At 62.3% G+C, this 13,778-nt stretch carries 14 protein-coding genes; 9 read left to right on the top strand and 5 right to left on the bottom strand.

What is annotated here, in order from left to right; all coding sequences use genetic code 11:
- Positions 1–102 precede the first annotated feature (102 nt).
- Positions 103–603, top strand: a complete 501-nt coding sequence (locus G533_RS0105975; protein WP_027949178.1) for a hypothetical protein — start codon at positions 103–105, stop codon at positions 601–603.
- A 2-nt stretch (positions 604–605) separates the two neighbouring features.
- Here the strand turns inward: G533_RS0105975 and G533_RS0105970 are convergent, their stop codons facing one another.
- Positions 606–1,076, bottom strand: coding sequence for a MaoC/PaaZ C-terminal domain-containing protein (locus G533_RS0105970; RefSeq protein ID WP_027949177.1), 471 nt, complete (start codon positions 1,074–1,076; stop codon positions 606–608).
- 89 nt (positions 1,077–1,165) lie between these two features.
- Here G533_RS0105970 and hrpA point away from each other — a divergent pair, with 89 nt between their 5' ends.
- The 7 genes from hrpA (at position 1,166) to G533_RS0105935 (ending at position 9,561) form a co-directional block, all read left to right on the top strand.
- Positions 1,166–4,927, top strand: coding sequence for an ATP-dependent RNA helicase HrpA (gene hrpA, locus G533_RS0105965; RefSeq protein WP_027949176.1), 3,762 nt, complete (start codon positions 1,166–1,168; stop codon positions 4,925–4,927).
- A 128-nt stretch (positions 4,928–5,055) separates the two neighbouring features.
- The gene (locus tag G533_RS0105960) at positions 5,056–5,391 is read left to right on the top strand and encodes an HvfA family oxazolone/thioamide-modified RiPP metallophore (protein WP_027949175.1); all 336 of its coding nucleotides are present in this window, start codon (positions 5,056–5,058) and stop codon (positions 5,389–5,391) included.
- The gene (locus tag G533_RS0105955; RefSeq protein ID WP_035526863.1) at positions 5,391–6,245 is read left to right on the top strand and encodes an HvfB family MNIO-type RiPP peptide maturase; all 855 of its coding nucleotides are present in this window, start codon (positions 5,391–5,393) and stop codon (positions 6,243–6,245) included. Before G533_RS0105960 ends, G533_RS0105955 begins: the two co-directional genes overlap by 1 nt.
- Entirely contained in the window at positions 6,238–6,972 is a 735-nt protein-coding gene (locus G533_RS0105950) for an HvfC family RiPP maturation protein (RefSeq protein ID WP_035526751.1), read from the top strand. The genes G533_RS0105955 and G533_RS0105950 overlap by 8 nt, the downstream gene beginning before the upstream one ends.
- Before the next feature lie 75 nt (positions 6,973–7,047).
- A complete protein-coding gene (locus tag G533_RS0105945) occupies positions 7,048–7,767 on the top strand; it encodes an MlaA family lipoprotein (protein ID WP_027949172.1) in 720 nt (239 codons plus the stop codon).
- A 125-nt stretch (positions 7,768–7,892) separates the two neighbouring features.
- On the top strand, positions 7,893–9,077 hold the full coding sequence (locus G533_RS0105940; RefSeq protein ID WP_240472384.1) for a PP2C family protein-serine/threonine phosphatase: 1,185 nt from the start codon (positions 7,893–7,895) through the stop codon (positions 9,075–9,077).
- A gap of 1 nt (position 9,078) precedes the next feature.
- Entirely contained in the window at positions 9,079–9,561 is a 483-nt protein-coding gene (locus tag G533_RS0105935) for an STAS domain-containing protein (protein ID WP_027949170.1), read from the top strand.
- Between the two features lie 6 nt (positions 9,562–9,567).
- On the opposite strand, the gene G533_RS0105930 is transcribed toward G533_RS0105935, so the two are convergent.
- The 3 genes from G533_RS0105930 to dusA all read right to left on the bottom strand — a co-directional run bounded on the left by G533_RS0105930 (position 9,568) and on the right by dusA (position 12,065).
- Positions 9,568–10,011 carry a tellurite resistance TerB family protein gene (locus G533_RS0105930; protein ID WP_027949169.1) on the bottom strand — a complete coding sequence of 148 codons (444 nt, stop codon included), beginning with the start codon at positions 10,009–10,011 and terminating at the stop codon, positions 9,568–9,570.
- Complete coding sequence (gene tal / locus G533_RS0105925; RefSeq protein WP_027949168.1) at positions 10,008–10,961, bottom strand: transaldolase; 954 nt, start codon at positions 10,959–10,961, stop codon at positions 10,008–10,010. The genes G533_RS0105930 and tal overlap by 4 nt, the downstream gene beginning before the upstream one ends.
- Positions 10,962–11,051: 90 nt before the next feature.
- Positions 11,052–12,065, bottom strand: a complete 1,014-nt coding sequence (gene dusA / locus G533_RS20740; RefSeq protein ID WP_084638831.1) for a tRNA dihydrouridine(20/20a) synthase DusA — start codon at positions 12,063–12,065, stop codon at positions 11,052–11,054.
- Between the two features lie 92 nt (positions 12,066–12,157).
- Here dusA and G533_RS0105915 point away from each other — a divergent pair, with 92 nt between their 5' ends.
- The gene (locus tag G533_RS0105915; protein ID WP_027949167.1) at positions 12,158–12,469 is read left to right on the top strand and encodes an antibiotic biosynthesis monooxygenase family protein; all 312 of its coding nucleotides are present in this window, start codon (positions 12,158–12,160) and stop codon (positions 12,467–12,469) included.
- A 4-nt stretch (positions 12,470–12,473) separates the two neighbouring features.
- On the opposite strand, the gene G533_RS20735 is transcribed toward G533_RS0105915, so the two are convergent.
- Entirely contained in the window at positions 12,474–13,628 is a 1,155-nt protein-coding gene (locus G533_RS20735) for an HDOD domain-containing protein (protein ID WP_084638830.1), read from the bottom strand.
- Between the last annotated feature and the right edge of the window lie 150 nt (positions 13,629–13,778).

Raw genomic sequence — 13,778 nt, 5'->3', positions numbered from 1 at the left:
CAGGCCTCGCAGGCCAACAACCAGTCGCGCTCTCAAGGGCCGGCGGCTGGCGTTTGTGACGGTCACGCAGTAGACTTGCGCGCTTGCTTGAGAGGGTAGCTCATGGCTCAGAATCCGAACAAATCCATCCCCCGCGACCAGTTCCTGACCATCGCGGTCAATCTGTTGTATAAGGCATTCCTGGAGAATCGCCGCACGGAAGCGAAGAACGTGTTCCGCGACATGGCCACAGGCCGCACAGTGCACCTGACGAACGTGGTCATGGAGGACAAGTCGCAGGTGCGGTTCGATGTGGCACTGGACCACAGTGAATACCGCGGCAAGCTCAATTTTGGCGCCTTTCGCGCCAGCCTGGCGATGCTCGTCGCGCAGTTGAGCGACGCACTGCGAGCGGGCAAGGACATCAAGGTGTTCTCCGAGCAGAACAACCCGGACAACGTGGTGTTCGGCCTCAGCGCTGCGACGGAGGACGAGGGCGAAGTCAACGTCATGGTGCTGGGCGCAGACTCCAATACGGCGCGGGGTTCTATCGAGTTGCGCTTGCAATACCTCGACCCGGCGCAATTCGCTGCGGAGGCGCAAGCGACACCCGCCGGCGGCTGAGTTCATCCCGCAGGGATAGCGTCGCGCTCTACGGTGACGGTTTCCCGCTCTGCCGGGGCAATGACTTCGGCGCTGCCCGTCACCACCTTGCGCCCGGCCTGATTCACCACGGTGCAGTCCAGCGTTACGCGTTGACGTCTCGGTTCCAGCGCACTCACCGTGAGTGTCACGGTAAGCGTGTCACCCACGCGTACGGGCTGCCGGAAGCTGAGCGACTGGCCCAGATAGACCGTCCCGGGCCCCGGTAGTTGCATGGCCAGTGTCGCGGAGATCAGTCCCCCGCTGAACATGCCGTGGGCGATGCAGCCACCAAACGGTGTGCTGGCGGCGTACTCGGGGTCTGTATGCAGGGGGTTGTAATCGCCGGAGGCGTCGGCAAAGCGCTGCAGGTCGCCCAGCGTCACCGTGTGGGAGCGCTCCACCTGTTGTCCGATGCTCAGTTCGTCGAAGGTGTGGTTTTGTATGCGCGGCATGTCGGCGTCCTGCAGGATTGTTGAGCGCCCCATGATACCGTAGTGTAGCCGCCCCCTACACAGTCACGTCCAGCGTGCAGGAGATAACGATGTCGGAAGCGGTGGAGCGTGTCATACCGCCCATTTCCTACCCTCCGGAGTTGCCGGTGGTGCAGGCCCGCGACGATATCGCGCAGGCCATTGCCGACCATCAGGTGGTCATTGTTGCCGGCGAGACCGGCTCTGGAAAAACCACGCAGATCCCCAAGATCTGCCTCGATCTGGGGCGCGGGCGCCTGGCCCGTATCGGGCACACGCAGCCCCGGCGTCTCGCCGCGCGCTCCGTTGCCCAGCGCATATCCGACGAACTGGCGGTGCCGCTCGGGGACACGGTGGGCTACCAGGTGCGATTTACCGATCAGGTTTCGGAGTCCTCCGCGATCAAGCTGATGACCGATGGCATTCTGCTTGCGGAAGTGCGCCACGACCGTCTGCTTCGCCAGTACGACACACTGATTATCGACGAGGCGCATGAACGCAGCCTCAACATCGATTTCCTGCTCGGCTATCTCAAGCAGTTGCTGCCGCGTCGGCCGGACCTCAAGTTGATCATCACCTCGGCGACGATCGACGTGGCCACGTTCGCCCGGCATTTCGGTGATGCGCCGGTGATTGAGGTGTCGGGCCGCGGGTATCCGGTGGAAACCGTGTATCTGGACCCCGCCGAGGACCGTGACCTCGGCCTTCAGGAACAGGTGACCGGCCTGGTTGCGGATATCGAGCACGGACGGTTTGGTGAGCGCGGGGACGTGCTGGTGTTCCTTCCGGGTGAGCGTGAAATTCGCGAGCTTGCCCGGGCCCTGCGTGAACTGGAGCGAATCGAGGTGCTGCCGCTTTACGCACGGCTGTCCAATGCGGAGCAGAGCCGGGTGTTCGACCTCTCGCGACGGCGCCTGATGCGCGTGGTGCTGGCGACCAATGTGGCGGAAACCTCGCTCACGGTCCCCGGTATTCGCTACGTCATCGACCCGGGTGATGCGCGCATCAGCCGCTACAGCTTCCGCACCAAGGTGCAGCGCCTGCCCATCGAACCGGTTTCCCAAGCCAGCGCGAACCAGCGTCAGGGGCGTTGCGGACGGGTTGCTGCCGGTGTCTGCATCCGTCTCTACAGTGAGGCTGACTTTCTCTCCCGGCCTGAATTCACCGACCCGGAGATCCTGCGCACCAACCTGGCCGCCGTCATTCTGCAAATGCTGCAGTTGGGCCTGGGCGAGGTGCAGCATTTCCCGTTCATCAACCCACCGGACCCGCGCATGGTGCGCGATGGCTACAAGCTGTTGCAGGAGCTCGGGGCTGTTAGTCCTCGTGGCAAACTGACAGCGCTCGGCCGGCAGATGGCGAAACTGCCCATCGATCCGCGCCTGGCGCGGATGGTCCTTGCCGGCCAGGACAGGGCCTGCCTGGAGGAAGTTCTGGTGATTGCCGCAGCGCTGGCGATTCAGGACCCTCGTGAGCGCCCGGCGGACAAGCAGGCACAGTCAGACCAGATGCATGCCCGGTTCCGCCACGAGCGCTCCGACTTCATGGCCTGGCTGAGTTTGTGGCGTTACTACGAGGAGCAGCGGCAGGCGTTGAGCCAGAGTCAGCTGCGCAAGCTCTGCCAGCGCGAGTTTCTGTCCTTTTTGCGCATGCGTGAATGGCGCGACATGCACGCCCAGTTGCGCATGGCCTGCCGCCAGCTTGGGTTGCGCGCAGCCGGTGAGTTGCCGGCGTCGGGGGAGGAGCCCTTCGAGTCGGTGCACCGGGCGCTGTTGGCGGGGTTGCTGTCGAATATCGCCCAGCACCAGGAAAACCGCGACTACCTGGGCAGTCGCAACCGTAAGCTGCAGATATTTCCCGGGTCCAACCTGGGGCGACAGCGTCCCAAGTGGATTGTTGCTGCGGAAGTTGTGGAAACGTCGCGTGTGTTTGCGCGCACGGTCGCGGCCATAGACCCCGCCTGGGTGCTGGAGGCAAACCCGGACCTGCTCAAGCGCCATTACTACGAGCCCCGCTGGGAGGCGCGCCAGGGACGCGTCATGGCCTGGGAACGCGTGACGCTCTACGGCTTGACCGTAGCGGACAAGCGCGCCGTGCACTACGGGCCAATCAAACCGGTCGAGGCGCGCGAATTGCTGATTCGCGAGGGACTGATTGCCGGGCGCTTTCCCCGTCACCCCGCATTCCTGAAACACAACCTGCGGGTTGTGCGGGACGTGGAGGGTCTGGAGGCCAAGGCGCGGCGGCGCGACCTGCTGGCAGACGAGCAGGTGTTGTACGCATTCTACGACGAGCGGCTGCCCGCAGATACCACCACAGCGGAGCGCCTGAGGGCGTGGCTGGGTGGGGAAGAGGGTGCCGACAGGGCCCTGCGTATCACCCGTGAGCAGTTGCTGGCCCGCGACCCCGGCGCAGAACTGGGCGAGCAATTTCCCGACCGGCTGCTGTGGGGTGATCTGGAGCTGCGTCTGAGCTACCGCTTCGAACCCGGTCAGGAGGCAGACGGTGTTTCGGTCACTCTGCCCGTGGGCCTGCTCAACCGCGTGCCCCGGTTTCGCTTCGAGTGGCTGGTCCCCGGCCTCCTGCGCGACAAATGCATCGCGCTGGTGAAAGGCCTGCCCAAAGAAAAGCGCAAACAACTGGTGCCGGTGCCCGACCGGGTCGATCAGGCGCTCGCGGAGCTGCGGCCCGATGATGAGGCGCTGACCGCCGCGCTGGCGCGGGTGCTGGGTAAACAATCGGGGCTGAAATTGCGCATGGAAGACTTTGCGCCACAGGCGCTGGACCCGTTCTACAGTATGAATGTGCGCGTTGTGGATGCCGATGGCCGCATGATCAAGCAGGGACGGGATCTCGCCGCGCTGATCGCGGAATTGCGCGACGATACGCGTGAGACCATTGTTGCTGCACCCTCCGGCAGCCCGGCCTGCGAAGGCCTGACCGACTGGCCGGAAAATGCCTTGCCAGAACAATGGCGGTTTCGTCAGGCCGGCACCGAGATCGTTACCTGGCCCGCGCTGGTGGACAAGGGTGAAACCGTGGCGGTGGCGTTGTGCGACTACCCCGGGCAGGCGCAAGCGGAGCATCGCAAGGGGGTGTTGCGGCTGTTGCGCCTGCACCATCGGCAGCAGGTGAAGTTTCTGCGCAAGCAATTGCTGCAGGGGAACGAGGCCAGCTTGTTGCTGGCGGCTGCGGGCCAGCCACGCGAGGCGCTGGTGGAAGACATGATCGATGCCGCCTGGGCACAGGTGGCGCAGCTGGACGAGAGCCTGCCACGCGATAGCGAGTCTTTCTCGGCACGCGCCAGGCGCAGCGGGCAGGTGGTGGGTACAGCCAATCACCTCGAGGCGACGGTATTGAATGCGCTGCGTCCGTTGGCCGAGGCCCGTACCGTGCTCGCGCGCTGCAAGGAGCCTGAGCTCGGCGCCGCACTCGCCGATATCGAGGCGCAACTGGCCGCCCTGTGGCAGCCAGGGTTCCAGCGCGATACGCCAGCGGAGTGGTTGGGGCAGTATCCGCGCTACATGAAGGCCCTGAAGCAGCGTGCAGACAACCTCAAGGGGCAGCTCGCTCGTGACAACGGACATCGGGAGCGTCTGCAGCAGCTCGGTCAGCCCCTGTGGGAGGCCCTGGAGCGCTTTCCCGGTCTGCTCGCGCTCTGCCCGGCTGCGGCGACTTACCGCTGGATGCTGGAAGAATTCCGCGTCTCCCTGTTTGCCCAGCAGCTGGGTACGCGCACGCCAGTATCGGAAAAACGCCTGCAGCAGCAATGGGGGCAGGTGCGTGACTGGCTGGCGCAGCATCCCGACAGCGCAACGCCCACTGCTTTGTGAATTATTACCAAATGGATGAGCGCCGGGGCGAAACTTCACTGACAATATCGAGTCACATCAAGCAGGCAGGCCATTTTGCTGCCTGCACGTGTGTGCAATGACCTGACAACATTAAAAGGACAACAACCATGACAGATTCAAGAAAACCCCTGGCGCTGGCACTTGGTGCGGCGTTCCTCGTGGGCTCAGTCGTTCCAGCGGCGTCAGCCTCCGTAAACCCGTTTGCGGCGCAGGAACTCAGCTCCGGCTACAACCTGGCTAATTTCAACTCGCACGGTGATGGTGACCACGAAGGCAAGTGCGGCGAAGGCAAATGCGGTGAGAAGGATGCCGAAGGTAAATGTGGCGAGGGCAAGTGCGGCGAGAAGGATGCCGAAGGCAAGTGTGGTGAAGGCAAGTGTGGTGAAAAAGACGGCGGGAAAGACGCCGAGGGTAAATGCGGCGAAGGGAAGTGCGGCGGCTGATGCCCGAGCGCTCTGACGGGCTCGCCGGTGCGGGCCTGGGTTTGCGGCGGGCCCTTCTGGGCCCGCTGCTTTCTGCGGAGAATCCGCAGGTCGATTTTCTGGAGGTTGCTCCGGAGAACTGGATTGGCGTGGGCGGGCGACTGGGGCGCCAGTTCCGCGAGCTGGCAGCGCGTCAGCCAATGGTTTTACACGGACTCTCCCTGGACATTGGGGGTCCAGACGCGCTGGACACAAACCTGGTCAAAGCAGTGCGGGCCCTCATGCAGGACATCGGTGCCAGCCTGTATACAGAACATTTAACCTATTGCGCCGCTGACGGACATCTCTACGATCTGCTGCCGATACCCTTCACCGAGGAAGCTGTGACGCACGTCGTCGAGCGCGTACAGCGCGTGCAGGATATTATCGGTGAACCGATTGCGCTGGAGAACGCGTCATACTATGCCCAGCCTCATGCCGATATGTCCGAGGCAGAGTTCATCACCAGCGTGGTCCGGCGTGCCGGCTGCGACCTGCTCCTCGACGTAAACAATATTTACGTCAACAGCATCAATCACAGCTATTCACCCTGCGAATTCCTGCAGGCCCTGCCTCTAGACCGGGTGCGCTACATTCATGTGGCGGGCCACTATGATGAAGCCCCCGACCTGAAAGTAGATACGCACGGGACTTCCGTGATTGCGCCGGTCTGGTCACTGCTCGCCGAGGCCTACAGCCTGCTCGGACCGCTGCCAACGCTGCTGGAACGCGATTTCAACCTCCCGCCACTGTCGGAATTGTTTCTGGAAGTAGAGCAGATACGCGAGCTCCAGCACACGGCGCGAGCGGTCGTGCCTGGGCGAGCGCATGGCTGAATTGCGCGCCCAGCAGTTGGCCATGGCGCGCTACCTGCGCGACCCCGCAACGCAACAGCCGCCCGCGGGGGTCGAGCGCCGCCGTCTGCAGGTGTATGAAACACTGATCTACAATAATATCGAGGGCTTTATCAGCGGCGGTTTTCCTGTGTTGCGGCGCCTCTATGCTGACGCAGCCTGGCATCGGCTGGTGCGCGCGTTCATTGACGGTCATCGCTGCCACACGCCCTATTTCCTTGAAATCAGTCAGGAGTTCGTACGTTTTCTGCTTGAGCGTTCGTGCCCACACCCGGACGACCCGCCTTTCATCGCCGAGCTCGCGCACTACGAATGGGTGGAGCTGGCGCTCACGGTGGCGGAAGACGATATACCTCCGGAAGCGGGTGGCGATCCCATGAGTTCACCGTTGACGCTCTCGCCACTCGCGTGGCCGCTCGCCTATGCCTACCCTGTGCACCAGATCGGTGTGGACTTCCGGCCCACAGAACCGGGTGACCCCGTGTATCTTGTGGTCTATCGCGACCGCGGGGATGCGGTGCAATTCATGGCCTTGAACGCCGCCACGGCGCGGCTGCTGGAACTGGTCAGGGAGCGCGGGCCCGAGCCAGGCGCCGCGCTGCTGCAGGCGCTGGCGGCGGAACTGTCATTGCCGGAGGACACGGTCAGCGGCTTCGGCGCGGCCCAGCTGGCGGACTTCGTGGCCCGCGGCATTCTTGTCACGCACTGACGGGTACTTTTCCCCGTTGCTCAGCCCTCTCCACAGGCGTAATATTCCGCGGCTAAACCTGACCGCGACCGACCGATGAAATTCTTGCATCCGATAGTGCTATTGCTCTGCCTGTTTGGCCTCGCACCCGCGATGGCCGCAGAGCCTGTGGATACCGACCCCCTGGAGGCAATTAACCGGCCGATTTTCATCTTTAATGAGCGCATGGACCAGTATCTGCTGAAGCCGGCAGCGCGCGGCTACCACGCCGTAACGCCGGATCCGCTGGAGACGGGGGTCGACAATTTCTTCCGCAACCTGCGCGATGTCAACACGACGCTGAACTCCATCCTGCAGGGACGTCTGCAGGGCGCGGCACAGGCCGGTGGGCGCTTCCTGTTGAACTCGACCATCGGCATGCTCGGACTGTTCGACGTCGCCACCCGCATGGGTATAGAGCCCCTGAGAACCGACTTCGGACAGACCCTCGCAGTGTGGGGTGTACCGGAGGGGCCTTACCTGATGGTGCCGCTTTTCGGGCCGCGGACCATGCGCAGTGGTGTCGGCACGGTGTTTGATGCCTACACCTCGGTTGAAGTGGCGATTGACGACGTGCGGCTGCGCAATTCATTGATCGGCCTGGAGCTGGTCAGCTCCCGGGTGGAACTGTTGAAAGCGGAGGACCTGATCTCGGGCGATCGCTACATTTTCATACGTGATGCCTACCTCCAGCAGCGCCGCGCGCTGGTGAGTGATGGCGAGGTAGAGGACAGCTTTTCCGACTTCAGTGACGAAGACTGGCCGGACGAACTCTAGCGCCGCATGACGCTCGCTGTGGTTTGCACCAAAACTGTGAAATCCTGCCCAAACCCGGTGCAAATTGGTTGCTCCCCCCAAATCAAGGGCGTACTGTCCTTCAGCACACGCTCCGCAAGTGCCGCATGATGAAATCCAAAGGTTATGTGCTGCTCATCGATGACGATGCCGCCCGAGCCACCGCGCTGGCGCAAACAGTTATCGGTGAGGGGTATCGGGTTGAAGTGTTCACCGATGTACTCAAGGCCTACCATTTCCTCGCCGACAATCAGGACCTCGATGTCATCTTGTGCGAGCTGGATCTGGAAGCCGTTTCCTGGCAGGAGGCGCGCCGCTCCCTGCGTGAGCTCGATCTGCAGATCCCCGCCATCATGTTCAGCGACCGCGCCGAGGTGGGCAGGATGATGACCGCGCTGCGCCTGGGGGCCAGCGACTTTTTCGTGCGGCCCATCGAGGATGAGGAAGCGCTGTTCAAGTCTATCGAACGCTGTGTCCGACAACGGCAGATGCGTCGCGAGTTGCGAGAGTCTCGTCAGCGCCTCGAACAGGCCAACATGGAATTGCGTGGCACCGTCAAAATGCTCGAGCAGGATCAGCAGGCGGGGCGGCAGGTGCAGTTGCGTATGTTGCCGGTCAGCCCGATGGTAATGGAGCCCTACGTTTTCAGCCACACGGTAATTCCGTCGTTGTACCTGAGTGGAGACTTCACCGATTATTTTACGGTGGGGCAGCACCACGTTGCGTTTTTCATGGCGGACGTTTCCGGTCATGGCAGCTCGTCGGCCTTTACCACGGTGCTGCTCAAGAACCTGTTTGCACGCAAGCGCTCCGACTTCCTGCGCCGTGACGATGACACCCTGCTGAGCCCTGTCGCCATGTTGAAGCGGGCCAATCAGGAGTTGCTTGATCTGGGCGTGGGCAAATTTGCCACGATGGTGGTGGGGCTGCTGGATACCCAGGCTAACACCTTGCGCTACAGTGTTGCCGGTCACCTGCCGCAACCTGTGCTGGTCTCAGAAGAAGGGGCCCGCTATTTGCGTGGCGAGGGCTCGGCGGTCGGGATCATGGAGGATGTGGCCTACGAGGAGCACCTGATTGATCTGCCGCAACGGTTTATGCTGGCGCTCTTCTCCGACGGTATTCTGGAAATACTGCCGCCCACGAACCTGATCGAGAAGGAGAAATATTTTCTCAAGGTGTTCGAAGAGTCTGCGGAGGCGCCTGAGGATATCGTCACCAGGCTGGGGCTGGACCGTGTGGAAACCGCACCGGATGATATAGCTGCCCTGTTTATCAGCAAGCGGAGTTGAGATGGAAGAGGGCCGGATACTTGCAGCGAGCCAGGACGGCGCCTATGTGGTGCGCCTGACGGGTGATGTGCGGCTCACTTTGTGCACAACCATTGATGATTATGTACAACGGATGCTGGATAACCCCGATTTTGCCAGTGTCTGGGTGGACCTGTGCGATGCCGAGGGCATTGACAGTACCACCCTGGGTTTGCTGGCAAAGCTGGCGCTGGAAGTCCGCACGCGCTACGGCTTCACTCCGGCAATTTACTCCAGTAACCCCAGCATCACCCGCCTGATCAAGAGCATGGGTTTCCAGCGATTGTATGATTTACACGAAGATGCCTGCGCCAACCCCGAGTGCATTGATTGCATACCCCTGGTGAAGGGCAGTGAGGCTTCTGTGCGCGACAAGGTGATTGAGGCGCATCGGGTGTTGATGGGGCTCTCGGAGGAAAACCGCGCGCGCTTCAAGGACCTGATGGTCGTACTTGAGCGCAGCTGAACCGGGTCAGCTTTTTCGCGCGTCCAGCTTGCAGCGAATGTAGTCCTGGTGCGGCACATACGTCAGTTCCGCGACCTGGCGAATCAGGTGTTCCTCGTATTTATCCAGATCGCCGTCGGCGTAGGCCACCTGCCACATGCTGGCAATCAGGGTGAGCTTTTCCTCAGGCCCATAGTGGTCGTTAATCACACGGGTGAATTCGTACAGTGAGGTGGCCTCGTCGACGCGTTCGCTCGCTGCTGTGATCAGCGCCCTCACTTCCTGACTGGGCAGCGACAGGGCATTGCAGAGCAGCTGTTCCAGTGCCGCCTCCTCGCTGGCATCCTGGGTGAAATCGGCACGCGCTGTTTCAATCAGCAGTGCAGCTGCTGCTACCTGCAGCCGGTGCTCCAGCTGCTCCGGGGTCTCCGCTTCGGGGAGTATAAACAGGGATTTCAGTGCCTTGATCATGCCGCGCTGATTACCTCCTCAAGCCGCCTCTGGTCCGCGATAAAGTTGCGAATGCCTTCGGCAAGTTTCTCCGTTGCCATGGCATCCTCGTTCAACGCGAGGCGGAAGCTGCCCTCATCAAGGGTGGATTGCGGGTCGTCTGCACGGCTGTCCTGTGCACTGAGCCGGCGCGGCAGTTCGCCGCTATCCGTTGCCAGCGTTTCCAGCAGTGCCGGGCTTATTGTCAGCCGGTCGCAGCCCGCGAGTGCTTCGATCTCGCCCGCGTTGCGGAAGCTGGCGCCCATGACCACGGTGTTGTAGCCGTGCGCTTTGTAGTAGTGATATATCCGGCGTACGGACTGTACGCCGGGGTCCTCATCGGCGTGCGCTATCGTGATGTCGGTGTTGGCCAGATGCCAGTCGAGAATACGCCCCACGAAGGGTGAAATCAGGTAGACCCCGGCGTCCGCGCAGGCGCTGGCCTGGGCAAAGCCGAACAGCAGGGTCAGGTTGCAGTTGATGCCCTCGCGCTCCAGCTCCCGGGCGGCGTTAATGCCCTCCCATGTGGCAGCGATCTTGATCAGCACGCGTTCGCGCACGATACCGGCGTCTTCGTACATCCTGATCAGCTTGCGCGCGCGCGCCATGGTGGCGCGGGTGTCAAACGAGAGCCGTGCATCGACTTCCGTTGAGATACGCCCGGGAACGATGCCCAGGATTTCGCGCCCGATGTCGACTGCAAAGCGGTCACAGCAGTTGGCCATTTGCTCAGCGCTGCTGCCCCCGGCCCGGGTGGCCCAGTCGAGAGCGCCAGAGAGCTGGCTGCGGTAGTGCGGCAGAGCCGCGGCTTTCAGCAACAGCGAGGGATTAGTGGTGGCGTCCTGGGGGTGGAAGCGGCGAATCGCCTCAATATCACCGGTATCGGCGACCACATCAGTCATCGACTTCAGTTGGTCGAGTTTACTGCTCATGTCGGGAGGTCCTTGTGAAACGTGCGGCACAAACGCAACCGCCGGGTAACAGACTGCTGGGACAAGTGTGCAGGATAATCCCGTGGTGTGCTACCCGCAGGCTGTCTCAGCAGTGCAGGTTGGGTCAGGTTCGTGCTGTCTGACCTTGTTCAGGGCATCTTCCAGTACCGTCACACCTGCACCCTTGCGGTGTGCGTTCTCGCTCAGGTGGCGCCGGAATTGACGCGCGCCCGGCACGCCCTGATAAAGCCCGAGGAGGTGTCGCGTGATGTGATTGAGGGCTGTGCCGCGCTGCAGCTCCTGTTCCACGTAGGGCAGCATGTGCACGATAGCATCATGCTTGTCGGCCAGCGGGTTGGCCGCGCCGAACAGGGCACTGTCTGCGTTGGCGAGTAGCCATGGATCGTGGTACGCCGCGCGCCCGAGCATGACGCCATCTACATGCTGCAGGTGCTCGGCGCTGGCTTCCAGGCTGGTAATGCCACCATTGATGACGATGGTCAGTTCCGGCAGGTCGCGTTTCAGCTGGTATACCCAGGGGTAATTGAGCGGTGGGATTTCCCGGTTTTCTTTCGGCGAAAGCCCCTGCAGCCAGGCTTTGCGGGCGTGCACGATAAAAACCCTGCAGCCGGCGCTGGCGCTGGGGCCGATGAAATCCAGCAGTTGCTGGTAGCTCTCCATGTCGTCAATGCCGATGCGGTGCTTCAGGGTAATCGGTAGATCGCAGGCTTCTCGCATAGCGGCAATACAATGCGCCACACGTTCGGGCTGCGCCATCAGTGCTGCGCCAAAAGCGCCCGACTGCACGCGGTCTGACGGACAACCGCAATTCAGGTTCACCTCGTCATAACCCCAGTCAGCAGCCCAGGCCGCGCAGCGCGCAAGGTCAGCAGGCTCGCTGCCACCCAGCTGCAGGGCCACCGGCGACTCCACAGGGCTGAAGCCGAGGAAGCGCTGCCGGTCGCCGTGTATCAGCGCACCGGTGGTGACCATTTCCGTGTACAGGCGTGCCTGTTTGCTCAGCAGGCGCCAGAAGTACCGGCAGTGGCGGTCACTCCAGTCCATCATGGGCGCTATGCAAAAACGGTGGGCGTTCACGGTCATGAAGTGCGGTGTGTTTGGGCGGTGCAGCTATTGTACCGGAGATACATCCTGAATTCGCTATACTGGGGAAAAGCTGGCCGCAGGAGGTGTTCGTGCATTACATTTTCGAAGTCACCCTGAGCCCGGGCTACAGTGCGGAAGCGTACGCCGAGGCATGGATTCGTGCGAGCGAAATCATCCAGCGGGCGCCGGGCGCCCAGGGGACCCGTTTGCACCGCAAAATTGGCGACCCCACGCGGTTGCTGGCCATCGCGACCTGGGAAAGCAAGTCCGCGCGGGATGCCATGGAGTCGCGGTTGCCGCAGCAGGTGATGGATATCATCGCCGAGCAGACACCCCATGTAGAGATCAACCTGCTGGGTGAGTTCGAGGCCCCGGAATGGGAAGTCGTGCCGCAGGGCTGAGGCGTTAGCTGGCGGCGGCGGTGAGCGTGCGGTTTATAGCGCGTCGCGTTGCGCTGTCCTGCAACGTGGCTTCCAGTCGGGGAATTTCTGCGGCCTCGAGATAAGCGGGCATGTAGTGCAGGTCGACCGCGCGTTCATCTCCCAGCGAGAATCCGGCCACGTCTTTCAGGCCTTGAAACAGGGCCGCATCGCCCAGTCTACAAGCGGTATAGACAACCGCTGCAGTGGCAAGCTCAGGCCCCTGCAGAGGGTGCTCAGCAGGCGGCACTGCCAGTGGCAGCAAGGACTGCTCCAGGGCGGCCTCGATATTGGCTGGCAGGCCCCAGCGCCGTGCGAGCAGCGCCGCGAACATGGCGGCATTGGCACCCAGTGCGGCCTGTTGTTCCTGCACGCGCTCCAACAGCAGGCAGCCCGGTGCGTAAAGCGGGGCGAGCTCCGGTTGCAGGGACAACAGGTTGATATCCCCCAGGTTGGCCAGCAGGGCCTGCGTGGAGGCGACGGAGGGGTTTTCGAGGTTGAGGTTACGGGCCAACAGGAATGCCGTTGCGCTGGCAACCTGGCTGGATTTCCACAGCCGGCGCATTGCCGCTTCCTGCTCCGACCCGGGCGCGCTTGCCGGCAGTGTGCGTGCCAGGGCGGATTGCGCAATCAGGCCCTTGACGTAACTCACTCCAAGATAGGCAATGGCATGGTGTACGCTCGCGATGGGTGTGGTCAGGGCGAAGGCTGCTGAATTCACCGTGCGCAGCACATCCGCGGCCAACGCGGGCTCGTTCTTCACGGCTTCCGTGATCTCATCAATGTCATCAAGCTCCCCGGTAACCTGCAGGAACATGGCATGTGGCTCGGGTATGGCCTCAACCAGGGTGTGGAATACGCTGGGCTCTTCTGCATCGCGGGCACTGTCGCGACGCATAAGCGTGAAGGACTGCAGGGCGGCGGGTGGGGCGCTGGCGGGGGGCGCTGCATCCACCGGGGCGACGTCCAGGGACTCGGTGTTGGCACCAAATGACTGGATCGCCGTGCGCACCCTGAGTGGGCCATCCGGTTTGGCCGCTGGCTGCATGTCGGGGCCGGCAGGCGGTCTCCGTCGCCACAGGAGCAGCCCTAAAACACACGCGCCTGCTATCGCGAGGAGAATGGTCGTCAACGTCGTCATGGAGGGATTCCGGCTGGTGGCTTATGTGTCACGCACCTTCACAAGGCACGAATTCTTTGAAGCCACATAGTAGCAAAAGGCAACAAATGTGTTACAAAAATATGCGGATTGAGCCGGATTCATCTACGCTGCCGTAAGCGCGTACACGCC

It is taken from the genome of Haliea salexigens DSM 19537 (assembly GCF_000423125.1).
Classification (GTDB): domain Bacteria; phylum Pseudomonadota; class Gammaproteobacteria; order Pseudomonadales; family Halieaceae; genus Haliea; species Haliea salexigens.
The sequence above is the reverse complement of the archived record's forward strand: the minus strand, read 5'-3'. Positions and strand labels throughout refer to the sequence as shown.

What these genes read in the sequence shown, in the direction of transcription:
- hrpA (WP_027949176.1), top strand. Translation starts at nt 1,166, where the DNA reads ATGTCGGAAGCGGTGGAGCGTGTCATACCGCCCATTTCCTACCCTCCG.
- G533_RS0105955 (WP_035526863.1), top strand. Translation starts at nt 5,391, where the DNA reads ATGCCCGAGCGCTCTGACGGGCTCGCCGGTGCGGGCCTGGGTTTGCGG.
- G533_RS0105940 (WP_240472384.1), top strand. Translation starts at nt 7,893, where the DNA reads ATGATGAAATCCAAAGGTTATGTGCTGCTCATCGATGACGATGCCGCC.
- tal (WP_027949168.1), bottom strand. Translation starts at nt 10,961, where the DNA reads ATGAGCAGTAAACTCGACCAACTGAAGTCGATGACTGATGTGGTCGCC.
- G533_RS0105930 (WP_027949169.1), bottom strand. Translation starts at nt 10,011, where the DNA reads ATGATCAAGGCACTGAAATCCCTGTTTATACTCCCCGAAGCGGAGACC.
- G533_RS0105935 (WP_027949170.1), top strand. Translation starts at nt 9,079, where the DNA reads ATGGAAGAGGGCCGGATACTTGCAGCGAGCCAGGACGGCGCCTATGTG.
- G533_RS0105950 (WP_035526751.1), top strand. Translation starts at nt 6,238, where the DNA reads ATGGCTGAATTGCGCGCCCAGCAGTTGGCCATGGCGCGCTACCTGCGC.
- G533_RS0105960 (WP_027949175.1), top strand. Translation starts at nt 5,056, where the DNA reads ATGACAGATTCAAGAAAACCCCTGGCGCTGGCACTTGGTGCGGCGTTC.
- G533_RS0105975 (WP_027949178.1), top strand. Translation starts at nt 103, where the DNA reads ATGGCTCAGAATCCGAACAAATCCATCCCCCGCGACCAGTTCCTGACC.
- dusA (WP_084638831.1), bottom strand. Translation starts at nt 12,065, where the DNA reads ATGACCGTGAACGCCCACCGTTTTTGCATAGCGCCCATGATGGACTGG.
- G533_RS20735 (WP_084638830.1), bottom strand. Translation starts at nt 13,628, where the DNA reads ATGACGACGTTGACGACCATTCTCCTCGCGATAGCAGGCGCGTGTGTT.
- G533_RS0105970 (WP_027949177.1), bottom strand. Translation starts at nt 1,076, where the DNA reads ATGCCGCGCATACAAAACCACACCTTCGACGAACTGAGCATCGGACAA.
- G533_RS0105945 (WP_027949172.1), top strand. Translation starts at nt 7,048, where the DNA reads ATGAAATTCTTGCATCCGATAGTGCTATTGCTCTGCCTGTTTGGCCTC.